The following is a 21,114-nucleotide window of genomic DNA, read 5'->3' as shown; positions in this document are numbered from 1 at the left end:
GCGCGTTGTCAGGGGCACGACGGACGATGGCGTCATGCCCTCTGTCGCCGATGCCTTCCGATCCCGTCTCAACGACACGTTCACCGGTGGTGCGACGGAGCGCCCGGCCTGGATCGACGAGCTCGAACAGGGCACGGACGCCGGGTTCTTCGGGCCCGGCTCCGCCACCTGGTCGGTGCACGGTGGGAAGCAGACGATCCTCGCGGGTGTCCGCGCCCTGCTCGTCCAGGCGCTCCACCCGGGGGCGCTCGCCGGCGTCGCCGACCACTCCCGCTACCGCGAGGACCCGTTCGGCCGCCTCGCCGGCACGATCCGCTGGATCTACACGGTCTCGCACGGCGACACCACGGCGGCCCGGTCCGCGAGCGCCTGGGTCCGGAAGCTCCACGAGCGCGTCCGTGGCGAGTACGTCGACGGCCACGGGGTCACGAAGCCGTACGCCGCGAACGACCCGGACCTCGCCCGGTGGGTGCACCTCGCGTTCACCGACGCCTTCCTCCGCAGTGCGCAGCTGTGGGGCGAACCCATCCCCGGCGGTGCCGACGCCTACGTCCGTGAGTGGGCGATCGCCGGCCGGCTGATGGGCGTCGAGGACGCCCCCGAGTCCGACGCCGAGCTCCGCGCCCAGATGAACGGGTACCTCGACCGCGGGGAACTCGTCGCCAACGCACGGACGCTCGACGTCGTCCGGTTCATCAAGGACCCGCCCCTCGCACGCCTGCTGCGCCCCGGGTACCGGGCGCTCTTCGACGGCGCGGTCGTCTCCCTCGATCCGCGGCACCGCTCGATGCTCGGGCTGCGGACGCCTGCGGTCGGGCCGGTGGAGTTCCCGGTCCGGCGGACCGCGGGCGTGGTGCTCGACGGCATCGGTGCCGTGCTCGGGCACCAGCCGGGGACGGAGCGCGCGGCGCTCGTGCGGATCGCGCGGCTGGGCGGCGAGCGGCGGATTCCGGACGCGACCGTCTGACGGCCAGGAGGCGCGGTGCCAGCTGGCATCGCGCCTCCCGTCCGTCCGGTGGGTGCGTCAGAAACCGGACGGCACCCGGGGTGTGTACGCGGATTCGAGACGGGTGACCTCGTCGTCCGTGAGCTCGATCGTCGTCGCAGCGACCGCGTCGTCGATGTGGTGCTCCTTCGTCGCGCCGACGATCGGGGCGGAGACTGCGGGCTGCCGCATGACCCACGCGAGGGCGATCTGCGCCATGCTCACGTCGTGCGCCTCGGCCACCTGCTGCACCGCGTCGACGATCGCGCGGTTGGCGTCCTCGTCTTGCTTGTAGAGCGTCTTGCCGAACTCGTCGGTGTCGGCCCTGTTGCCGGAACCCTGCGCGTCCCAGGGGCGGGTGAGCTTGCCGCGGGCGAGCGGGCTCCACGGGATCACGCCGACGCCGGTGTGGGCGCAGAAGGGGTACATCTCGCGCTCCTCCTCGCGTTCGAGGAGGTTGTACTGGTCCTGCATGCTGACGAACCGCGTCCAGCCGTTCAGGTCGGCCACGTGCTGCATCTCGGCGAACTGCCACGCCCACATGCTGCTCGCGCCGATGTAGCGCGCCTTGCCGGACTTCACGACGTCGTGGAGGGCCTCCATCGTCTCCTCGACCGGGGTGTGCGGGTCGAAGCGGTGGATCTGGTACAGGTCGACGTAGTCCGTGCCGAGGCGGGTCAGCGAGGCGTCGATCTCGTGCATGATCGCCGCCCGCGAGAGTCCGGCGCCGTTGGGGCCCGGGCGCATGCGGTTGAAGACCTTGGTGAAGACCTGGACCTCCTCGCGCGGGGCGAGTTCCTTGAGGAGGGTGCCGGTGATCTCCTCGGAGCTGCCAGCGGAGTACACGTTCGCGGTGTCGAACGTGGTGATGCCCTGGTCGTAGGCGCGGCGGACGAAGGGGCGGGCCTCGTCGATGCCGACGCTCCACTCGTGGGCGCCCTTGTCGGGGTCGCCGTAGGACATCATGCCGAGGATGACGGAGCTGATCTGGAGGCCGGAGGCGCCGAGGCGGGTGGTCGGGGTCGCCGGGCGGGCGGTTTCGGGGCTTGCCGGGCTCGCAGGGCTTGTCGAGCGGGCGGTTGCGGGGGCTGCCGAGCGGGCGGTTTCGGGGGCTGCCGGGCTTGTCGAGCGGGCGGTTGCGGGGGCTGCCGAGCGGGCGGTTTCGGTCATGCCGCCACCCTGGCATCGCGCCCTGTGACCGCGAGGAGGCGGACCTGCAGCGGCGCGTCCTCGTCGACGTCGACCGGTGCGGCGTAGAGCCCGGTCGCGGCGAGGTCCTCGATCTGTGGCTCGAAGTGCTCCCACACGGCCTGCACGAGTTCGTCCGGCAGGGTCTCGTCGCTGCCGGTCGCCCGCGCGAGGTCCCACGTGTGGATCGTGATGTCGCTGGTCTGCTCGGTGAGGTACTGCCCGGCCGGGACGACGTCCGTGGCGAGGTGCACCGGCGTGTCAGCGGGCGTTCTCTGCCACGCCTCGATGGCTTCGGCCGCGAACTTCGCCCACTCGGCCGCGAGGTCGGAGCCGACCGCTTCGAGATCCGCTTCGGCCTGGGCGTAGTCGCACCCCGTCAGGAGCTTCGGGATCCACCGCTGCTCCTCGACGACGTGTCGGACGAGGTCTCGGGTGGTCCATTCGGAGTCGGGGGTCGACGCGTCCCAGTCCGTGACGGCGGCGACGCGGCGGCCGAACTCGGCTGCCGCGAGTGCCTGCAGCGCGATCCAGTCGGTGGCCATGGTGGTGCTCCTGTTCGTGGGTCCTGCGGGTGCGGGGTGCGGGGTGCTGCGTGTTGGTGGGTGTTCGACGACCGGCCCGGAGGCGGTTCCGGTGTGTTCCCCTGCAACCTTCCGGCTCGGGTTCCGATTCCCCGCGGCGGTCGCCCGGTGCCGGTCGGCGGACGCTGCGGTCTCACGCTACTGCGCGCGGTCGCCGGGCGAGCGGGCGAAATGCGCGGGGGTGCCACGTCCGTCGGTGCCGAATCCGCCCGATCGGCGCGTGTGGCGCGCGCGACCAGGGACACCGGCGCGCGCGACGGAGCCGATCGCGTCGCGGTCGCGGCGAGCGGGCGGAAGCTGGCGGGCGCTTGCCAGGAACCGCGCGTACTTCGCCCGCTCGACGGCCGGACGCGCGAGCGACCAGGCACAAGACCCCCCCAAAGCCCCCCCAGCAACGACGAACGGCCCGACTCCATGGTGGAGGAGCCGGGCCGTTCGCTTCGGGTACTGCAGTGTCCTGCGGTTCGATGTCCCTCAGGTCACGCGCAACGCGATGACCTTCGGGTCAGGAGGGACGAGGTGTCAGGCCGCCTGGAGGACGAACTGCACGTCGAGGTTGATCGTCACGTCGTTGCCGAGCGTGAAGCCACCGGCCTCGAGCGCAGCGTTCCAGTTCACGCCGAACTCGGTGCGGTCGATCTTGGTCGTGGCCTCGGCGCCGAACTTGACCTGGCCGTAGCCGTCGGCCGTGAAGCCGCCGAGCTCGGCCTTGAGGACGACCGGCTTGGTGACGCCACGAAGGGTCAGGTCACCGGCGATGTGCAGGTCGTCGCCCTTGGCCTCGATGCTCGTCGAGCGGAAGGTGAGCTGCGGGTGCTCCTCGGTGAGGAAGAAGTCGCTCGTCTTGAGGTGCTGGTCGCGCTGCTCCTGGCCGGTGTTGATGGACGCGACGTCGATGTTCGCCTCGACGGTCGACTCGAGCGGGTTCTCGGCGGTGACAACGGTGGCGTCGAAGGTCTCGAACTTGCCCTTGACCTTGCTGATCGCGAGGTGGCGGACCGAGAACGTGACCTCGGAGTGGGTGGGGTCGATCTTCCAGGTACCGGTCTGGTAGCCGGGGATGGTCGAGGCGGTGAGCGTCATGGTGACTCCTTCGAAGCGTGTGGACTGCGTTCCCGAGCAGGCGTCGGGCGGAACCACGATTCCATGCGCCTGCATCGAAGTTGATGCTAGCCCATTCTGCACGTGTTTGGTTGAAGCGTCAACCAATGTTCATCTCGATGACGCCGGCCGGCGTGTCGGACGTGGGTCGTGCCTCCCGGTCGAGACGCCGTCGAGGAGGCGACGGACGCGCGCGACGAGCGCCTCGATCGCCGGTCCCACGTCGTCCGCGGTGGCGCGCAGCAGCCACCAGCCGGCGTCCTTCAGGTGTTCACCCCGCGTGATGTCCTTGCGGAACGTGCGATCGTCGGTGCGGTGGAGGTCGCTCTCGTACTCGATCGCGACACGGGCGTCCGGGTAGGCGAGATCGACGCAGGCGACCCACCGGCCGTCCACCACGACGTCGTGGTTCAGGGCCGGTTGCGGCAGACCACGCCGCGTGAGGGCGAGCCGGAGCCGGGTCTCGCCGGGCGAACGTGACCCTGGGCGCATCTCGGCGAGGGCTGCTCGGACGCGACGGATGCCCCTCGCTCCGCGGTAGCGGCGAGCTGCGGCGACCAGTTCGGCGTGGTCGCACCAGCCGAGCCAGCCGATGATCGCGTCGCCGACCACGATGAGTTCGTCACGGCTCAGGAGGGTCGCGAGCGCGATGAACGTGTCCGCTGGGTGGGTCAGCGCCGCGGTGCCCGAGTGGACCACCTGGAGTCTGCCGCGGTGGGCGCGGTGTCCGATCGTCCCGCGGACACGGAGCGCCTGGTCCGTCCCGATCGTCGTCACGTGGACGCGGGGATCGCGCTCGAGCCGGCGCGGGAGCGGGAAGCCGAGGATCGCTGCGGCGGTCGTGTGGCTGAACGCCTGGTCCGGGCGCAGGCGCGGCTGCACCGCTCGCGCGCGCTCGTCGTGCGTCTGCGGACGGGTCCAGGCGCGGATGCCGTGGAACGGGCGGAGGAACGCTCGTGATCGGAGCCGGCCGGCGCTGACGCCGCGGTGCAGGGCTTCGCGCACGCGGAACGGTCGGCCGCGGAGGGCCATCGGGAAGGTCGCGTCGACGTGCATGCGGCCAGCGTGGCCGCCGGTGGCACCGTGCGAGTGGCGCCCGCCCTGATCTGTGGACGGCTGGTGCGAGCGACCGCCTGTGGACGGATGGCCGGCTCGAGGGCGGCTCGGGAGGCGCGGCGCGAGCGGGCGAAATGGCCCCGGTCCCAGCGTGGTCCCGTGGGTATAGCGCCCGCTCGCGCATCCCCGCCGCCGGCGCGTCCGAAGGGCTCGGGAGGCGCGGCGCGAGCGGGCGAAATGGCCCCGGTCCCAGCGTGGTCCCGTGGGCATTCCGCCCGCTCGCGCATCCCCGCCGCCGGCGCACCACCGCGCACCCCACCCCCACGCGCGCAGCGCGCAGCGCGCGCCCCCGCACCCAGGTACTCGCACGGCCCCTCACGGCGCGGGGAAGCCCGCTAGCGTCGGGAGCATGGAATTCAGGTACCTGGGCAACTCCGGACTCAAGATCTCCGAGATCACCTACGGCAACTGGCTGACGCACGGCTCGCAGGTCGAGAACGACGTCGCCACCCAGTGCGTGCGGGCAGCGCTCGACGCCGGCATCACCACGTTCGACACCGCGGACACGTACGCCAACACCGCCGCCGAGACCGTCCTCGGCGAGGCGCTGCAGGCCGAGCGCCGCCAGTCGCTGGAGATCTTCACGAAGGTCTACTGGCCGACCGGGCCGAAGGGGCACAACGACGTCGGCCTCAGCCGCAAGCACATCATGGAGTCGATCGACGGGTCGCTCGAGCGCCTCCAGACCGACTACGTCGACCTCTACCAGGCGCACCGGTACGACCACGAGACCCCCCTCGAGGAGACGATGCAGGCCTTCGCCGACGTCGTCCGCCAGGGCAAGGCGCTGTACATCGGTGTCAGCGAGTGGAACGCCGAGCAGATCCGCGCCGGTGCCGCGCTCGCGAAGGAGCTCGGCTTCCAGCTCATCTCGAACCAGCCGCAGTACTCGATGCTGTGGCGCGTCATCGAGGGCGAAGTCGTCCCCGCGTCGAAGCAGCTCGGCCTCAGCCAGATCGTCTGGTCGCCGATCGCCCAGGGCGTGCTCACCGGCAAGTACAAGCCCGGCCAGCCGCTGCCCGAGGGCTCCCGCGCCACCGACGAGAAGGGCGGCGCCGACATGATCAAGCGGTTCATGCGCGACGAGGTCCTCGAAGCCGTCCAGCGCCTCCAGCCCGTCGCCGACCAGGCCGGCCTGACCCTGGCGCAGCTCGCCATCGCGTGGACGCTCCAGAACGAGAACGTCGCGAGTGCGATCGTCGGCGCGTCCCGTCCGGAGCAGGTCACCGACAACGTCAAGGCCGCGGGCGTGCGCCTGGACGCCGACGCCCTCGCGGCGATCGACGCAGCCCTGGGGGACATCCCGGAGCGCGACGCGTCGAAGACCGTCAGCCCGGCGTCGCGCCCCGCGTAGACGCGACCACCCTTCCGACCTGGAGGCGCGGTGCCAGCTGGCACCGCGCCTCCAGTCCGTCGTGGGGGCGCGTCTACCGCGACCCGCATGTGAACAGCGGGTGTCGCGAAACTGGCAGAACCATCCGTAAGCCTGTACCCCACCCAAACCGCCTCGAGAAGCCCCCCGAATCGGGGGCATGACCCGAACCGATACCCCCGTTGTGGTGCCATCCGCAACCGGCGCGGTACCCGTCCCTCCGCGCGCGGCCGTCGCGCGCCTGGTGGTGCTCGCGCGGCAACTCGTCTCCTTCGGCAGCATCGGCGCCGTCTGCTTCGTCATCGACCTCGGCGTCTACAATCTCCTCCGCGCGACCGTGATGCCCGACGGGCCCATCGCCGCGAAGATCGTCTCCGCCGTCGTGTCCACGGCCGTCGCCTGGATCGGCAACCGGTTCATCACGTTCCGGGCCGAGCGGCAGACCGGCCGCCGCGAGACCCTCCGGGAGGGCCTCCTGTTCGCGGTCACCAACCTCATCGGCCTCGGCATCGCCGCCGCGTGCCTCTTCGTCTCGCACTACGTCCTCGGTTTCACCTCCACCCTCGCCGACAACGTCGCCGGCAACGGGGTGGGTCTCGTGCTCGGCACCGCGTTCCGGTTCGCCGCGTACAAGGCCCTCGTCTTCCGTTCCACCGACGCTCACGCGAAGGAGCTCGCCGAATGACCATCTCCGCCACGCTGTGGACGGCCGCAGGGCCGCTGCTCCAGCCGAACGAGGGGACGGCTCCGTCGAGCGTCCCGAACCGCGGCACGACCGACGTCCCGACAGGAGGCTCGGGGCAGCTCCCGCAGGCCGCCTGGTCGGTCGGCGAGTGGGTCGGGTACTCGGCCCTCATCGCGATCTCCGTGCTGCTCACGATCATCGCGCTCACCACGCTGTGGTGGATGCTGCACGCCTGGCGCTCGCGCGACGCGCTCAAGTCGACGAGCTTCAGCCAGACCCCGCGCCCGGCGGCGCACCGGTTCACGCTGCTGGTCCCCGGCCGCCACGAGCAGGACGTCATGGGGGAGACGCTCGACATGCTCGCGAAGCAGGACCACCCGGACTTCGAGATCATCGCGATCGTCGGCGAGGACGACCCCGAGACGGACGCCGTCGTGCGTGCCGCCGCGGCCCGGCACCCCGGGCTCATCACGGTCGTCGTCGACGACACCGCGCCGAAGAACAAGCCGAAGGCGATGAACCTCGCGCTCCAGTACGCGACGGGCGACATCGTCGGCGTGTTCGACGCCGAGGACGAGGTCTACCCGCGGCTGCTCTCCCTGGTCGACTCGCGCTTCCAGGAGACCGACGCCGACGTCGTGCAGGGCGGCGTGCAGCTGATGAACTTCAAGTCGAGCTGGTGGTCGCTCCGGAACGTGCTCGAGTACTACTTCTGGTTCCGCTCGCGCCTGCACTTCCACGCCGGGTCGAAGTTCATCCCGCTCGGCGGCAACACCGTCTTCGTGACGAAGGAACGCCTGGACTGGTCGAACGGCTGGGACGCGCACTGCCTCGCCGAGGACTGCGAGCTCGGCGTCCGGCTCTCCGCCGACGGTGCCAAGGTCGTCGTCGCCTACAGCCCCGAGGCCGTCACCCGCGAGGAGACCCCGCCCACCTTCGCCTCCCTGCTCAAGCAGCGGACCCGGTGGAACCAGGGCTTCCTGCAGGTGCTCGGCAAGGGGGAGTGGAAGAAGCTCCCGTCGTTCCGCCAGCGGTTCTTCGCCCGCTACATGCTGACGATGCCGTTCATCCAGGCGGCCACCGGGCTGCTCATCCCGCTCAGCGTCCTGATGATCCTGTTCGTCAAGGTGCCGACGGCGATCGCCCTCGTGTCGTTCGTGCCCGTCGCCCCGACGCTCATGCTGCTCGCCGTCGAGGTCGTCGGCCTCAACGAGTTCGGTCGGCTCTACAAGGAGAAGGTCCGGATCCGCGACTACGTGAAGCTCGTGCTCGGCCTCGTGCCGTACCAGATCTTCCTCGCCGCGGCGGCGGTCCGGGCCGTGGTCCGGCACGCCAAGGGGCAGAACGGGTGGGAGAAGACCGAGCACACCGGGCAGCACCGCACGGCCGGGGAGTCGGCCGAGGTCGTCGGCTTCGCGAACGCCGTGACCACCGACCGGGCGGACGACCGCTCGGACGACCGTGAACTCGTCGCGTCGACCACCGGAGGGACCCGATGACCGCCAGCATCACCGACACCACCGGCATCCCGATCCGGGGCGCCGTCGCCCGCCAGCGCTCCGGCGTCGGCGCCTGGTTCCGCCGGCACGCCGCGAGCCTCGGCTGGCTCCTCCCCGTCCTCGCCGTGACCGTCGTCGTGCAGTCGTGGAACATGTCCGGCACGCCCCAGCGGATCGACGACGAGGGCACGTACACCGCCCAGGCCTGGGCGATCACGCACCTCGGCGAGATCACCCACTACACGTACTGGTACGACCACCCGCCGCTGGGCTGGATCCAGATCGCCGGGTACACCTCGCTGACCGGGGCGTTCGCGCGCTACCCGTTCGCCGTCGAGGCCGGGCGCGAGGCGATGGTGTTCTTCGCCGCCGTGTCGAGCATCCTGCTGTTCGTCCTCGCCCGCCGACTCGGTGCCGGCCGTGCCACCGCGGCGGTCGCGGGCCTCGTGTTCGCGCTGTCGCCCCTGGCCCTGCAGTACCACCGCACGGTCTACATCGACAACGTCGCGACGCCGTGGCTCCTCGCCGCGTTCGTCCTCGTGCTCAGCCGTCGCCAGCAGCTCGCCGGCTTCGCGGGTGCCGCTGCGTGCCTCGGCATCGCGGTGCTCTCGAAGGAGACGTACCTGCTCGCCCTGCCGTTCCTCATCTGGATCGCGGTGCGCCGGGCCGACCGGAGCACTCGCCGGTACACGCTCAGCGTCGCCGGGGCCGTGCTCGCCGTGATCGGTGGCGGCTACCTGCTGCTCGCCGCGGTGAAGGGCGAGCTCCTGCCCGGCACCGGTCGGGTCAGCCTCTTCGAGGGCATCACCTACCAGCTCGGTTCCCGGGCGGCCAGCGGATCGGTCTTCGACGCGGGGAGCCTCGCGAACGAGGCCGCCGCGCAGTGGTGGGCGCTCGACCCGGTGTTCATCGTGCTCGGCTCGGCCGCAGCGTTCGTCGGGCTGTTCCTCCGCCGGGTACGCCCGATCGCGGCGATGCTCGTGTTCCTGCTGCTCATGATGTTCCGCCCGAACGGGTACCTGCCCGTGCCGTACGTGATCATGCTCATCCCGTTCGCCGCGCTCCTCGTCGCCTACACCGCCGAACGTGCCGTCCTCGCCGTGCTCGGCCGCTTGCGCGGGACCTCGGGGACCGATGCGCGGGCCGTCGTCCGCCGGGGCCTCGGCACCACGTGGGCGGTCGTGACGTCCGCGGCACTCCTCGTCGCACTCCCGCTCTGGGGGACGCAGCTGCGCGGGTTCGTGCTCGGCAACCTCGACCTGCCGATGCAGCAGGCCGAGCAGTGGGTCGGTGACAACGTCCCGAAGTCCTCGCGGCTGCTCGTGGACGACGCCATGTGGGTCGACCTCGTGCAGGACGGCTTCGCCCGGAACAACGTCATCTGGTACTACAAGCTCGACACCGACGCTGCGGTCGAACGCCAGTCGCCGAACGGCTGGAAGGACTCGGACTACGTCGTCACGACGGACTCCATGCGCACCGGCGGCAACTCGTCGTCGGACATCCGCCAGGCGATCGAGAACTCGACGACCGTCGCCGCGTTCGGCACCGGCAACCAGCGGGTCGACGTCCGACGCATCCACGCCGAGGGGTCGACGGCCGCCGAGGCCGCCATCACCCGCGCGACCGACCTCCGGAAGACGATGGGGACCGAGCTCGCCTCGAACCCGGCGCTCTTCGCCGACGAGGGCACGAAGTCGCAGTTCCGCGCCGGGCAGGTGGACTCGCGGGCGATGATCGCGCTCGGGCAGGTCCTCGCCGACGGGTTCGTCGAGGTCGACCGGTTCACGCCGGTGTCCGGCGAGACCGGGCAGCCCTTCCGCCGGGTCGTCCTGCAGGCCCCGGGGAACGCCGAGGCGTCCCGCGTCGAGGCCACCCTCGACGCCATGGCCAGCGGGTTCCGACCCGACTCGGTCGAGCGGGACGGGTCGCGCCTGACCATCGTCTACGCCCCCGCCGACCCGACCACGACCGCGACGAGCGCCTCGTGACCGCCGCCGCACCCACGCACCAGACCCGAACCACGACCAGAAGGAGCACCACCATGCCCGCACCTCGTCGCACCCTCCTCGTCGGCGCCCTCGCCACGAGCCTCGTCGCCGCAGCCGTCGGCCTCGCGCCGCAAGCAGCGACCGCCGCCACACCCGCCGCCACCTCGAGCGACCAGGGCTGGCTCCGCGTCGGCCACCTCTCCCCGGACACGAAGGGCGTCGACGTCGAGCTGTCGAGCCTCGCCGGCGGCAAGACGGTCTTCGAGCTCGACGACGTCACCTACGGCCAGGTCAGCCCGTACCAGGAGCTCCCGGTCGGCACCTACGTCCTGTCGATGCGCGCCGCCGACGCCCCCGACTCGACCCCGGTCATCTCCACCGACGTCACGGTCGACAAGGGCGACGCGAGCACCGTCGTCGCCTACGGCAAGAACTCGCAGCTCAAGACGACCGCGTTCACCGACGACCTCCAGCAGCCCGGTGACGGCAAGGCGAAGCTCCGGCTCGTGCAGGCCGCGACCACCGCGAAGTCGGTCGACGTGAGCACCTCCGAGGGGACCGCCGTCGCCGAGGACGCCGCCTTCGGCACCGCCACGAAGTACGCCACCGTCGGCGCCGGCAAGTGGACGCTCGACGTCTCCGGCAGCGGGCAGCGGGGCACGGCGAAGGTCGACCTCGCGGGCAACACCGTCTCGACGCTGTTCGTGCTCGACGACAGCAAGGGCGACCTCACGGTCGTGCCCGTCACGGACGCGGCAGCCACGGCGTCCACGCCGTCCGGCGGGGTGCAGACCGGTGGTGGCGGCGCGGCCGCCGACCCGGTCGAGCAGGCCACCCACGAGCTGATCGCGACGCTCCGCTCGCTGTTCCGCTGACGCCGGACCGGAGGCGCGGATCACCCCAGCGGATCCGCCCGCGTGATCCGCGCCTCCCGTCCCACACCGCACCCAGTCAGGAAGGCAGGCCGCATGACCCGCAGGACCTGGATCCCCGTGACCGCCGCAGGCGCGGTGCTCGTCGCGCTCGGCATCGCGCTCGTCGCGGTGCGCCCGTGGGGCGCCTCGCAGCCGGAGGCCGGAGGTGCGTCGACCCCGACGTCCTCGGCGGCGCCGGACGCAGCGCGCTCGCCGGAGCAGCTGCGGACGGACTTCCTCGACCGGTACGTGCAGGACGGCCGCGTCGTCCGCACCGACCAGGGCGGCGACACCGTCAGCGAGGGGCAGGCCTACGGGCTCCTGATCGCCTACGCGAACGGCGACCGTGACCGCTTCGGCGAGATCTGGACGTGGACGAAGCGGCACCTGCTCACCGATGACCACCTGCTCGCGTGGCGGTGGACGCCGGACGACGGCATCGCCGACGGGCAATCCGCGAGCGACGCCGACCTCGACGCCGCCAGGGCACTCGTGCTCGCCGGGTCCTCGTGGGACGAGCCCCGGTACACCACGGCGGGGAAGACCATGGCGTCCGCGATCCTCGAGCACGAGACCGCCACGACCGAGCTCGGGACGATCCTGCTGCCCGGGCCGTGGGCCGACTCCGAGCCGTACCGGTACGACGCCTCGTACGCGTCACCGGCGGCGTACGACGTGCTGGCGAAGGCGACCGGCGACGACCGATGGAAGGCGCTCGGCTCCGGGTCGCGAGCGGTCACGCGGGCCGTGCTCGCCGGGTCCGACCTGCCGAGTGACTGGTCCCAGGTGCACGCCGACGGCACGGTCGACCCGATGCCCGCGACCGGCGGGGACGACCGGGTGCTGTACGGGTACGACGCGATGCGGCTGCCGCTCCGGTACGCCGAGGCCTGCGCCGCGCAGGACCGGTCCCTGGCCGGGTCGATCGCGCCGACGCTCCGGCGGCAGACGCAGTTGGCGGCACAGCTCGACCTCGGCGGCACGGCCGTGACGGGCGACACGAACGCGCTGGCGTACGTGGCGCGGGCCGCGGCGGAGCAGGCATCCGGGCAGTCGGCAGCGGCGGCGACGGACCTGCGCCGGGCGGACCGGACGGCTGCGACGACGCCGACGTACTACGGGGACGCGTGGGCCGCGCTCGGCGCGACGATGCTCACGTCCGACGTGCTCGGCGGGTGCGCGACGCGTGCCGGGGGTGCCTCGTGAGCGGGCGGCGGTGGGCCGGTGCGCGCGGGGACGCGCCCGAGACTCGGCGGGGCGGACGAGTTCGCGCTGCCGGAGGCCGCAGTGTGTCCGGCGAGCCGAGACTCGGCGCGGGCGGACCGCGGCGGCGCGGCGTGCTCGTCGTGGCCGTCGTGGCCGGGGTGCTCGTGGTGGGCGGGGTCACCGGCGTCGCGGTCGCGGCCACCAACGGGACCGGGGGACCGACGGTGGCCGGGTCGGCCTCGCCGACCGCCGGATCGTCGGGCACTGCGGCACCCGCGGCCGGGAGCGCGACCGACGGCTTCCAGGACCCGGCAGCCCCCGCCGCCCGGTCCGACGCCACGCCGGTCCGTGTGACCATCCCCGCCATCGGGGTGTCCTCGTCGCTCGAGGACCTCCACCGCGGCGCCGCCGGCGAACTCGACCCGCCGAAGGACTGGGACAGCGCCGGGTGGTTCAGCGACGGCATCGTCCCGGGTGAGGTCGGCCCCGCCGTCATCGCCGGGCACGTCGACAGCCCCACCGCCGCAGCCGTCTTCTTCCGGCTCGACGAACTGGTCCCCGGTGACGAGGTCCACGTCGCCATGTCCGACGGCTCCACCCGCACCTTCACGGTGGACCGGTCCGAACGGGCGGCGAAGTCGGCGTTCCCCACGAGCGACGTCTACGGCACCGCCCCCACACCCCAGCTGCGCCTCATCACGTGTGACGGCACGTTCGACACGGCCACAGGTCATTACACGGACAATCTGATCGTGTTCGCAGACCTCTCGTCGGACTGACGCAGCGACCGGCCGATATCTTCGATGTCAAGCGCAAGGAGCACCATGAGCACGACACTGGTCATCATCCCGACCTACGACGAGGCGGAGAACGTCCGCCCCATCGTCGAGCGCACCCTGGCGGCCACCGACGCCGACGTGCACGTGCTCGTGGTGGACGACAACTCCCCGGACGGCACCGGCGACATCGCCGACCAGATCGCGCGTGAGACCGACCGGGTGCACGTGATGCACCGCACCGTGAAGGACGGCCTCGGCGGTGCGTACCTCGCCGGGTTCGCCTGGGGCCTCGAGCACGGGTACGACAAGCTCGTCGAGATGGACGCGGACGGCTCCCACCACCCCGAGTACCTGCCCTGGATGATCGAGCTCGCCGACACGAACGACCTCGTCCTCGGCTCGCGCTGGATCAAGGGCGGCGCCGTGGAGAACTGGCCCTGGTACCGCGAACTCCTCTCCCGCGGCGGCAACCTCTACACGCGCCTCGCCCTCGGCATCGCGGTGCGTGACGCGACCGGCGGGTTCCGGGTGTTCACCTCGCGGGCGTTCGAGCGCATCGACCTCGCCGGCGTGGCCTCGAAGGGCTACTGCTTCCAGGTCGACCTCTGCTGGCGCGCGCTCGAGGCCGGTCTGCGCGTCGTCGAGACCCCGATCACGTTCACCGAGCGGGAGTTCGGCGTCTCGAAGATGAGCGGCAACATCGTCCGCGAGAGCCTCACCCTCGTCACGAAGTGGGGCATCGACCGGCGCATCCGCGAGGCCCGGTCCCTCGTCAAGGACCACCGCCGACTCCCGTCGGTGCGGGCGAACGCGCACGCGGTCGCCGACCACGCGGCCTGACGGGCTGCTGACGGGCTTCCTGGAGGCGCGGTGCCGGCTGGCACCGCGCCTCCGGTCCGTCCGTGGTCGCGTCGCGTCCGTGGTCGCGGTCGCGGTCGCGGTCGCGTCGCGTCCGCGTGGCGCGTCCGCGTGGCGCGAAAGCGACTCCGTGCGGATCCGTCCGCGGTCCGTGGCGGCACAGCGACAGGTTCCCGGACGGCGACGGCGGGTGTCTGTCGCTTTCGCGGAGGCGCCCGTCGAGGGGCGAGGCGGGCCCGGGGAGGAATGCGGGCGGGCAGACGAACGGCCCGTGGCGGAGTCGCCACGGGCCGTTCGGTTCGCGCTGGTCGGCTTCGCGCTGACCAGCTTCGCGCTGGTCGGATTCGCGCTGGTCAGCGCAGGACGACGACACCCCGCCCGGTGAAGCGGACGCAGTCCGTCGCGACGTCGGCCTCGCCGAAGCGGTAGAGCTCCTCGCCGGTGGCGCCGGGGACGGGCACCTCGGCCGCGTCGTCGAGGAAGTTCACCACGACGTGCACCGGCCGGGCATCCGGGCCGAGCAACCCGCGCGTGAGCACGAGCCAGCGGCGGTCCTCGCTGCAGCGCACGGCGTTCGCCTCGTACCGCTGGTCGACGAAGGCCTGGTCGGTCCGCCGCAGGGCGACGAGCACGCGGTAGGCCCGGAGGATCGCCGCGCCCCGCTCGGAATCGACGTCCGACCAGTCGAGCTTCGAGTTCGTGAACGTCGTCGGGTCCTGCGGGTCCGGCACGGCCGACTCGTCCCAGCCGTGCTCGGCGAACTCCTTGATGCGCCCCTCGGCCGTGGCCTTGCCGAGCTCCGGTTCGGGGTGCGACGTGAAGAACTGCCACGGGGTCGAGGCGGCGAACTCCTCGCCCATGAAGAGCATCGGCGTGAACGGGCCGAGCAGCGTCAGGGCCGCGGCTATCACGAGACCCTCGTCGCTCACGGTCGCCGCGAGACGGTCGCCCGCGGCACGGTTGCCGATCTGGTCGTGGTTCTGGTTCGCGACGACGAGGGCCGTCGTCGGCGAGGTCCCGCGGTCGATCGGTCGCCCGTGCCGCTTCCCCCGGAACGACGACCACGTGCCGTCGTGGAAGAACCCGTGCTCGAGGACCTTCGCCAGCGCCGAGAGCGGTGCGAAGTCGGCGTAGTAGCCGTTCGTCTCACCCGTCAGCGCGACGTGGACCGCGTGGTGGAAGTCGTCCGACCACTGCCCGGCGAGGCCGTAGCCCGAGGCCTCCTGCGGGCGGAACATGATCGGGTCGTTGAGGTCGGACTCCGCGATGAGCGAGAGCGGCCGCCCGACGAAGGCGGAGTACGCGTCCGTCTCGGAGGCCATCGCCTGCAGCACGTGCGGGCGGGTGGTGTCCCGCAGGGCGTGCACGGCGTCGAGCCGGAGCCCGTCGACGTGGTGGTCGCGGAACCACATCCGGACGTTGTCGAGCACGTACCGACGGACCTCGGGGTGTTCGACGTTCACCGAGTCGCCCCAGGTGTTGCCGAGCCCCTGCAGCAGGTACGGCCCGTACAGCGGCAGGTAGTTGCCGCTCGGCCCGAGGTGGTTGTACACGACGTCCTGGATGACCCCGAGGCCGAGTGCGTGCGCACGGTCGACGAAGCGGTCGTACGCGTCCGGGCCGCCGTAGGGAGCGTGCACCGCGAACCAGCCGACGCCGTCGTAGCCCCAGTTCCACTCGCCGTTCACCGCGTTGACGGGCAGGAGCTCGACGAACTCCACGCCGAGCTCGACGAGGTGGTCGAGCTTCGCGGCCGCGGCGTCGAGCGTGCCCTCGGGCGTGTAGGTGCCGACGTGCATCTCGTAGATCACGCCGCCGCGTGCCGGACGCCCGGTCCACGCGTCGTCCGTCCACGAGAACCGTGCGGGGTCGACGACCTCGGACGGGCCGTGCACCCCCTCGGGCTGGAAGCGGCTGCGCGGATCGGGCCGCACCGCGTCGTCGTCGCCGACGCGGAAGCCGTAGCGGGCTCCGACGATGGGAACGATCGCGTCGGTCGTCCACCAGTCGTCGGTGCCGCGGGTCAGCGGGTACTCGGTGCCGTCGACCACGAGGCGCACGCGCTCCGGTGTCGGCGCCCAGACGGCGTAGCGGTCGGGTGCGGTCATGCGTGACCCTCCAGGATGTCGATCTCGGCCTGCGCGTCGGACTCACCGGCAGAGCCGGAGCCGCTGTCGGCGGGCGCCCCGCTGTCGGCGGGGGTCTCCGTGCCGTGGTCCGTCGCCTCGGCCACGTGCGCCGGCACGAGCAGCGCGACGGGGTAGTCGGTGAGCAGTTCGGCGAGGGCGATGCCCCGGCCGGCCGGCACGCTGCGGCCGGTGAGCACGTCCACGCGGTCCTGGGGCACGGCGTGCACGAGGGTGTCGCCCCATCCGCCGACCCGCTCGAGCCCGATCGGCAGGCGCGTCGCGATCGTGACCGCGCCCCCACGGTCGAACGCGATCACGTGGTCCGCCGCGCTGCCGGTCGCCTCGAGCGCGAGGTACCGGGTGAAGAGCTCCGGGTGGTCGCGCCGCACACGGAGCGCACGACTCGTCACCAGGAGCTTCGCCGCACCGTCGAGCCCGACGTCGGGGAGCCGTTCGGGGCCGTCGTCGTCCGGGCCGTCGAGTTCGGCCAGGACGTGCCGACGCTCGGTGTAGTCCACCGGGCGACGGTTGTCCGGGTCGACGAGCGAGCGGTCCCAGAACTCGGTGCCCTGGTAGACGTCCGGCACCCCGGGCGCGGTGAGCTGCACGAGCTTCTGTCCGAGCCCGTTCGACCACCCGGCGGCGTCGATCCGTTCGTCGAGCGCATCGAGCACGGCGACCACGGCCGGGTCGTCGAACGCGGCGTCGACGAGCGCGTGCATGCGGCGTTCGAAGTCCTCGTCCGGAGCCGTCCACGTGGTGCTGTCACCGGCTTCGCGCGAGGCCTTCTCGGCGTAGGCGTGCAGGCGTTCCCGGCTGGCCGGGCGCGCGCCGACGATCGCCTGCCAGAGCAGGTCGGCCAGCACGGCGTCCTCGAGCGGGGCGAGGGACTGCAGGCGTTCGAGCGTCGACGCCCACTCGTGCCCGAGCTCGGCGAGCACGGCGATGCGCGCGCGGGTGTCCTCGCTGCGCTTGGTGTCGTGCGTCGTGAGGGTCGTCATCGTGTGCGGCCAGCTGCCGAGCCGGTCGCGCTGCGCCTGGTGGAAGGCACGGACCGACACCGAGAACACGCTCGGGTCGCCGCCGACCTCGCTCAGGGACGTCAGGCGGGAGGTCCGGTAGAACGCGGTGTCCTCGACGCCCTTCGCCATCACCATGCCGCTCGTCTGCTGCAGGCGGATCGCGGCGGCGTTCGCGGGGTCGACCAGCGCCGGGGCGATCCGGTCGATGACGTCGTCGAGGTCCGGCCGCGCCGAGGCCGCACCTTCGAGGGCGTCGATGAGGTGGTGCGCGCCCTCGGGCAGGTACGTCCGGTACACGTCGAACGAGGCGACGATCTCGGCGACCGCGTCGACGATCCGCTCGTGGGGGAGCGGTGCGGACGCGGCGCTGCCGGTGCCGGGGCCGAGCAGCCGCGCGAGCCGCTCGACCTCGCTGCCGAGGATGCCGTCCGCGATGCCGCGACGGGTGTCGTGCGTCAGCTGCTGCCAGTCGGTCGGCTCGGCCCCGGACGCCGCGGTCAGCGAGTCCTCGCCGGCGGGGTCGACGAACACCCGGTCGAGCACGCCGAGGGCGTCGTAGCCGGTGGTGCCGTCGACCGGCCAGCTCGCGGGGAGTTCCTCGCCCGGCTCGAGGATCTTCTCGACGAGCGTGTAGGCGCCGTCGGTGAGCGCCGCGAGGTCCTGCAGGTAGCCGGCGGGGTCGTACAGCCCGTCGGGGTGGTCGATGCGGAGTCCGTCGACGAGGCCGTCGCGGAACCACGCGCCGATCGTGCCGTGGGATGCCGCGAAGACCTCGGGTTCCTCGACCCGGATCGCCGCGAGCGTGTTCACCGCGAAGAACCGCCGGTAGTTCAGCTCGTGGTCGGCGCGCTTCCAGTGCACGAACTCGTAGTGCTGCCGGGCGTGGACGTCGGCCACCGAGTCGCCGTCGTGCACCGTGCCCGGAGCGGTCGGGTAGGCCGTGTCGCCCAGGTACAGCCTGCCGTCACGAAGTTCGACCGCGTCGAGCAGCCGGTCGTCGAGCACCGGGACGCGGAGCTTGCCGTCTCCGGCGTCCCAGTCGACGTCGAAGGCCCAGGCGACGGGGGACCCCTGGCCGTGCTCGAGCAGGGACCACCACCACGGGTTCACCGCGGGCGTGGCCACACCGACGTGGTTCGGTACGACGTCCACCAGGACGCCGAGGCCGACGGCGTGGGCGGCGTCGGCGAGCGCTCGGAGCGCCTCGTCACCGCCCCGCTCGGTGTCGACGTGGCCGTGGTCGACGACGTCGTAGCCGTGCTGGGACCCGGGCTCGGCCTGCAGCACCGGGGAGAGGTAGAGCCAGTCCGCGCCGAGGTCGCGCACGTAGTCGACGACGTCGCGTGCGGCCGACAGGTCGAAGTCCGGCGTGACCTGCAGCCGGTACGTCGAGGTCGGGACGCGCCGGGCGGTCACTGCTGGCCGCCGCTCGCGGCGGAGGGAGCCGTGGCGCCGGCGGGGTTCACCGGTGTGACGGCGTCCTGCGGTGCCGCCGTGGCCGGTCGTGACGAGTCGGTGTCCACCGGGGTCACCGTGACCTCGTGGTCGGGCTCGGCCCGCAGCACGATCATCGAGCGTGCCGGGACGTCGAGCGGCGTGCCGGCGTCGAGGACCTCGTCACGCGCACCCGGTTCGGCGGTGTCGATCCGCACCGTCCAGCCCGGCGAGTACTCCTCGGGGGGCAGCGTGAACGTCACGGTGTCGTCGTGCGCGTTGAAGTACGTGATGAAGGCGACGTCGGTGACACGCTCGCCGCGGGAGTCGCGCCCGCGGATCCCGTTGCCGTTCAGGTACATGCCGACGCTCTTGCCGAAGCCGGAATCCCAGTCCTCGGGTTCCATGGCGTCGCCGGAGGGCGTGAGCCACACGACGTCCGGCAGCGGCTCGTCCTGCCCGCGGCGGACCGGACGCCCGTTGAAGTACCGCGTGCGGCGGAACGTCGGGTGGTCGTGCCGGAGCTTCACGACGTCGGCCGTGAACTGGATGAGGTCGTCGTCGGCGGCGTCCCAGTCGATCCAGCTCAGCGCGGAGTCCTGGGCGTACACGTTGTTGTTGCCAGACTGCGTGCGTCCGAGCTCGTCGCCGTGGGCGATCATCGGCACGCCCTGGCTGAGCAGCAGCGTCGCGAGGAAGTTCCGTCGGCGCTGCAGCCGCAGGGCGTTGATCGACTCGTCGTCGGTCGGACCCTCGGCACCGGAGTTCCACGACCGGTTGTGGCTCTCGCCGTCGTTGTTGTCCTCGCCGTTGGCCTCGTTGTGCTTCTCGTTGTAGGCGACGAGGTCGTACAGCGTGAAGCCGTCGTGCGCCGTGATGAAGTTGATGCTCGCCTTCGGCGTGCGGCCGTCGTGCTCGTAGAGGTCGGCCGAGCCGGAGATCCGCGACGCGAACTCGCCGAGGGTGGAGGGCTCTCCCCGCCAGAAGTCGCGGACGGTGTCGCGGTACTTGCCGTTCCACTCGGACCACTGCGGCGGGAAGTTGCCGACCTGGTAGCCACCGGGGCCGACGTCCCACGGCTCGGCGATGAGCTTCACCTGGGACACGATCGGGTCCTGCTGGACCAGTTCGAAGAACGCCGCCAGCCGGTCCACCTCGTAGAACTCACGCGCCAGGGCGGCCGCGAGGTCGAAGCGGAAGCCGTCCACGTGCATCTCGGTGACCCAGTACCGCAGCGAGTCCATGATGAGCTGCAGCGAGTGCGGGTGCCCGACGTTGAGCGAGTTGCCCGTGCCCGTGGTGTCCATGTAGTACCGCTTGTCGTCCTCGACGAGGCGGTAGTAGGCGGCGTTGTCGATCCCGCGGAAGGACAGCGTCGGTCCGAGGTGGTTCCCCTCGGCCGTGTGGTTGTACACCACGTCGAGAACGACCTCGATGCCGGCACGGTGCAGTTCGCGCACCATCGCCTTGAACTCCTGCACCTGCTGTCCGTGGTCGCCCGAGGACGAGTAGTGCGAGTGCGGCGCGAAGAACCCGATCGTGTTGTAGCCCCAGTAGTTCGACAGCCCCTTGTCCTGCAGGGTCGAGTCGTTGACGAACTGGTGCACGGGCATGAGTTCGAGCGTGGTGACGCCGAGCCGCTGCAGGTGCGCGATCACGGCCGGGTGCGCGACCCCCGCGTAGGTCCCCCGCTGTTCTTCGGGCACGTCGGGGTGGGTCTCGGTGAGGCCCTTGACGTGTGCCTCGTAGATCACGGTCTCGCCGTAGGGGATCCGAGGAGCCCGGTCGCCCTGCCAGTCGAAGAACGGGTTAATGACGACGCCCTTCATCATGTGGGGCGCCGAGTCCTGGTCGTCGGTCGAGTCCGGGTCGCCGAACGTGTACGAGAAGAGCGCCTGGTCCCAGTCGATGTCCCCGCTGGTCGCCTTGGCGTACGGGTCGAGGAGCAGCTTGTTCGCGTTGGCGCGGAGCCCCTTCTCGGGGGCGTACTCGCCGTGCACCCGGAAGCCGTACTGCTGGCCGGGGCCGACGTTCGGGAGGTAGGCGTGCCAGACGTACGCATCGACCTCGACGAGGTCGATGCACTGTTCGTTCCCGTCGTCGTCGAAGAGACAGAGTTCCACGCGTTCGGCGACCTCGCTGAAGAGGGCGAAGTTCGTGCCGCTCCCGTCGTAGGTCGCCCCGAGCGGGTACGGGTTGCCGGGCCAGGTGTGCAAACGGTCCTCCAGGTGTGGGTCCCGCCAACATATCG

At 71.6% G+C, this 21,114-nt stretch carries 16 protein-coding genes; 9 read left to right on the top strand and 7 right to left on the bottom strand.

Going from position 1 to position 21,114, the window contains the following annotated elements; genetic code table 11:
* Positions 1-34 precede the first annotated feature (34 nt).
* On the top strand, positions 35-967 hold the full coding sequence (locus BM028_RS01435) for an oxygenase MpaB family protein (protein WP_070416638.1): 933 nt from the start codon (positions 35-37) through the stop codon (positions 965-967).
* Between the two features lie 57 nt (positions 968-1,024).
* On the opposite strand, the gene BM028_RS01430 is transcribed toward BM028_RS01435, so the two are convergent.
* The 4 genes from BM028_RS01430 to BM028_RS01410 form a co-directional block, all read right to left on the bottom strand.
* Complete coding sequence (locus BM028_RS01430) at positions 1,025-1,951, bottom strand: aldo/keto reductase (RefSeq protein WP_092384119.1); 927 nt, start codon at positions 1,949-1,951, stop codon at positions 1,025-1,027.
* A gap of 200 nt (positions 1,952-2,151) precedes the next feature.
* A complete protein-coding gene (locus BM028_RS01420) occupies positions 2,152-2,718 on the bottom strand; it encodes a TIGR03086 family metal-binding protein (protein ID WP_070416636.1) in 567 nt (188 codons plus the stop codon).
* Between the two features lie 561 nt (positions 2,719-3,279).
* Positions 3,280-3,840 (bottom strand): YceI family protein, encoded by a 561-nt coding sequence (locus BM028_RS01415; protein WP_092384115.1) that lies wholly within the window; start codon positions 3,838-3,840, stop codon positions 3,280-3,282.
* Positions 3,841-3,969: 129 nt separating this feature from the next.
* Positions 3,970-4,914, bottom strand: a complete 945-nt coding sequence (locus BM028_RS01410; RefSeq protein WP_092384113.1) for a hypothetical protein — start codon at positions 4,912-4,914, stop codon at positions 3,970-3,972.
* A gap of 409 nt (positions 4,915-5,323) precedes the next feature.
* Between BM028_RS01410 and BM028_RS01405 the strand changes: the two genes are divergently transcribed.
* From BM028_RS01405 to BM028_RS01370, 8 genes are all read left to right on the top strand, one after another.
* Entirely contained in the window at positions 5,324-6,328 is a 1,005-nt protein-coding gene (locus BM028_RS01405) for an aldo/keto reductase family protein (protein ID WP_070416633.1), read from the top strand.
* Between the two features lie 205 nt (positions 6,329-6,533).
* Entirely contained in the window at positions 6,534-7,031 is a 498-nt protein-coding gene (locus BM028_RS01400) for a GtrA family protein (RefSeq protein WP_071295941.1), read from the top strand.
* Positions 7,028-8,530 (top strand): glycosyltransferase, encoded by a 1,503-nt coding sequence (locus BM028_RS01395; protein ID WP_092384111.1) that lies wholly within the window; start codon positions 7,028-7,030, stop codon positions 8,528-8,530. The genes BM028_RS01400 and BM028_RS01395 overlap by 4 nt, the downstream gene beginning before the upstream one ends.
* A complete protein-coding gene (locus tag BM028_RS01390) occupies positions 8,527-10,521 on the top strand; it encodes an ArnT family glycosyltransferase (protein ID WP_092384109.1) in 1,995 nt (664 codons plus the stop codon). The genes BM028_RS01395 and BM028_RS01390 overlap by 4 nt, the downstream gene beginning before the upstream one ends.
* A gap of 53 nt (positions 10,522-10,574) precedes the next feature.
* Complete coding sequence (locus BM028_RS01385; protein ID WP_092384107.1) at positions 10,575-11,396, top strand: DUF4397 domain-containing protein; 822 nt, start codon at positions 10,575-10,577, stop codon at positions 11,394-11,396.
* A gap of 93 nt (positions 11,397-11,489) precedes the next feature.
* Positions 11,490-12,641 (top strand): family 8 glycosyl hydrolase, encoded by a 1,152-nt coding sequence (locus BM028_RS01380; RefSeq protein ID WP_092384105.1) that lies wholly within the window; start codon positions 11,490-11,492, stop codon positions 12,639-12,641.
* Positions 12,642-12,772: 131 nt separating this feature from the next.
* On the top strand, positions 12,773-13,420 hold the full coding sequence (locus tag BM028_RS01375; protein ID WP_092384884.1) for a class F sortase: 648 nt from the start codon (positions 12,773-12,775) through the stop codon (positions 13,418-13,420).
* Between the two features lie 45 nt (positions 13,421-13,465).
* Complete coding sequence (locus BM028_RS01370) at positions 13,466-14,260, top strand: polyprenol monophosphomannose synthase (RefSeq protein WP_071295927.1); 795 nt, start codon at positions 13,466-13,468, stop codon at positions 14,258-14,260.
* 371 nt (positions 14,261-14,631) lie between these two features.
* Here BM028_RS01370 and treZ read toward each other — a convergent pair whose 3' ends face one another.
* From treZ to glgX, 3 genes are read right to left on the bottom strand one after another with little or no spacing between them, the layout of a single operon-like run.
* A complete protein-coding gene (gene treZ / locus BM028_RS01365) occupies positions 14,632-16,386 on the bottom strand; it encodes a malto-oligosyltrehalose trehalohydrolase (protein ID WP_092384103.1) in 1,755 nt (584 codons plus the stop codon).
* Positions 16,383-18,845, bottom strand: a complete 2,463-nt coding sequence (gene treY / locus BM028_RS01360) for a malto-oligosyltrehalose synthase (protein ID WP_092384101.1) — start codon at positions 18,843-18,845, stop codon at positions 16,383-16,385. Before treY ends, treZ begins: the two co-directional genes overlap by 4 nt.
* Complete coding sequence (glgX, locus tag BM028_RS01355; RefSeq protein ID WP_092384099.1) at positions 18,842-21,079, bottom strand: glycogen debranching protein GlgX; 2,238 nt, start codon at positions 21,077-21,079, stop codon at positions 18,842-18,844. Before glgX ends, treY begins: the two co-directional genes overlap by 4 nt.
* Positions 21,080-21,114 lie beyond the last annotated feature (35 nt).

The sequence above is a fragment of the Curtobacterium sp. YR515 genome, assembly GCF_900113095.1.
Lineage (GTDB): Bacteria > Actinomycetota > Actinomycetes > Actinomycetales > Microbacteriaceae > Curtobacterium.
The sequence above is the reverse complement of the archived record's forward strand: the minus strand, read 5'-3'. Positions and strand labels throughout refer to the sequence as shown.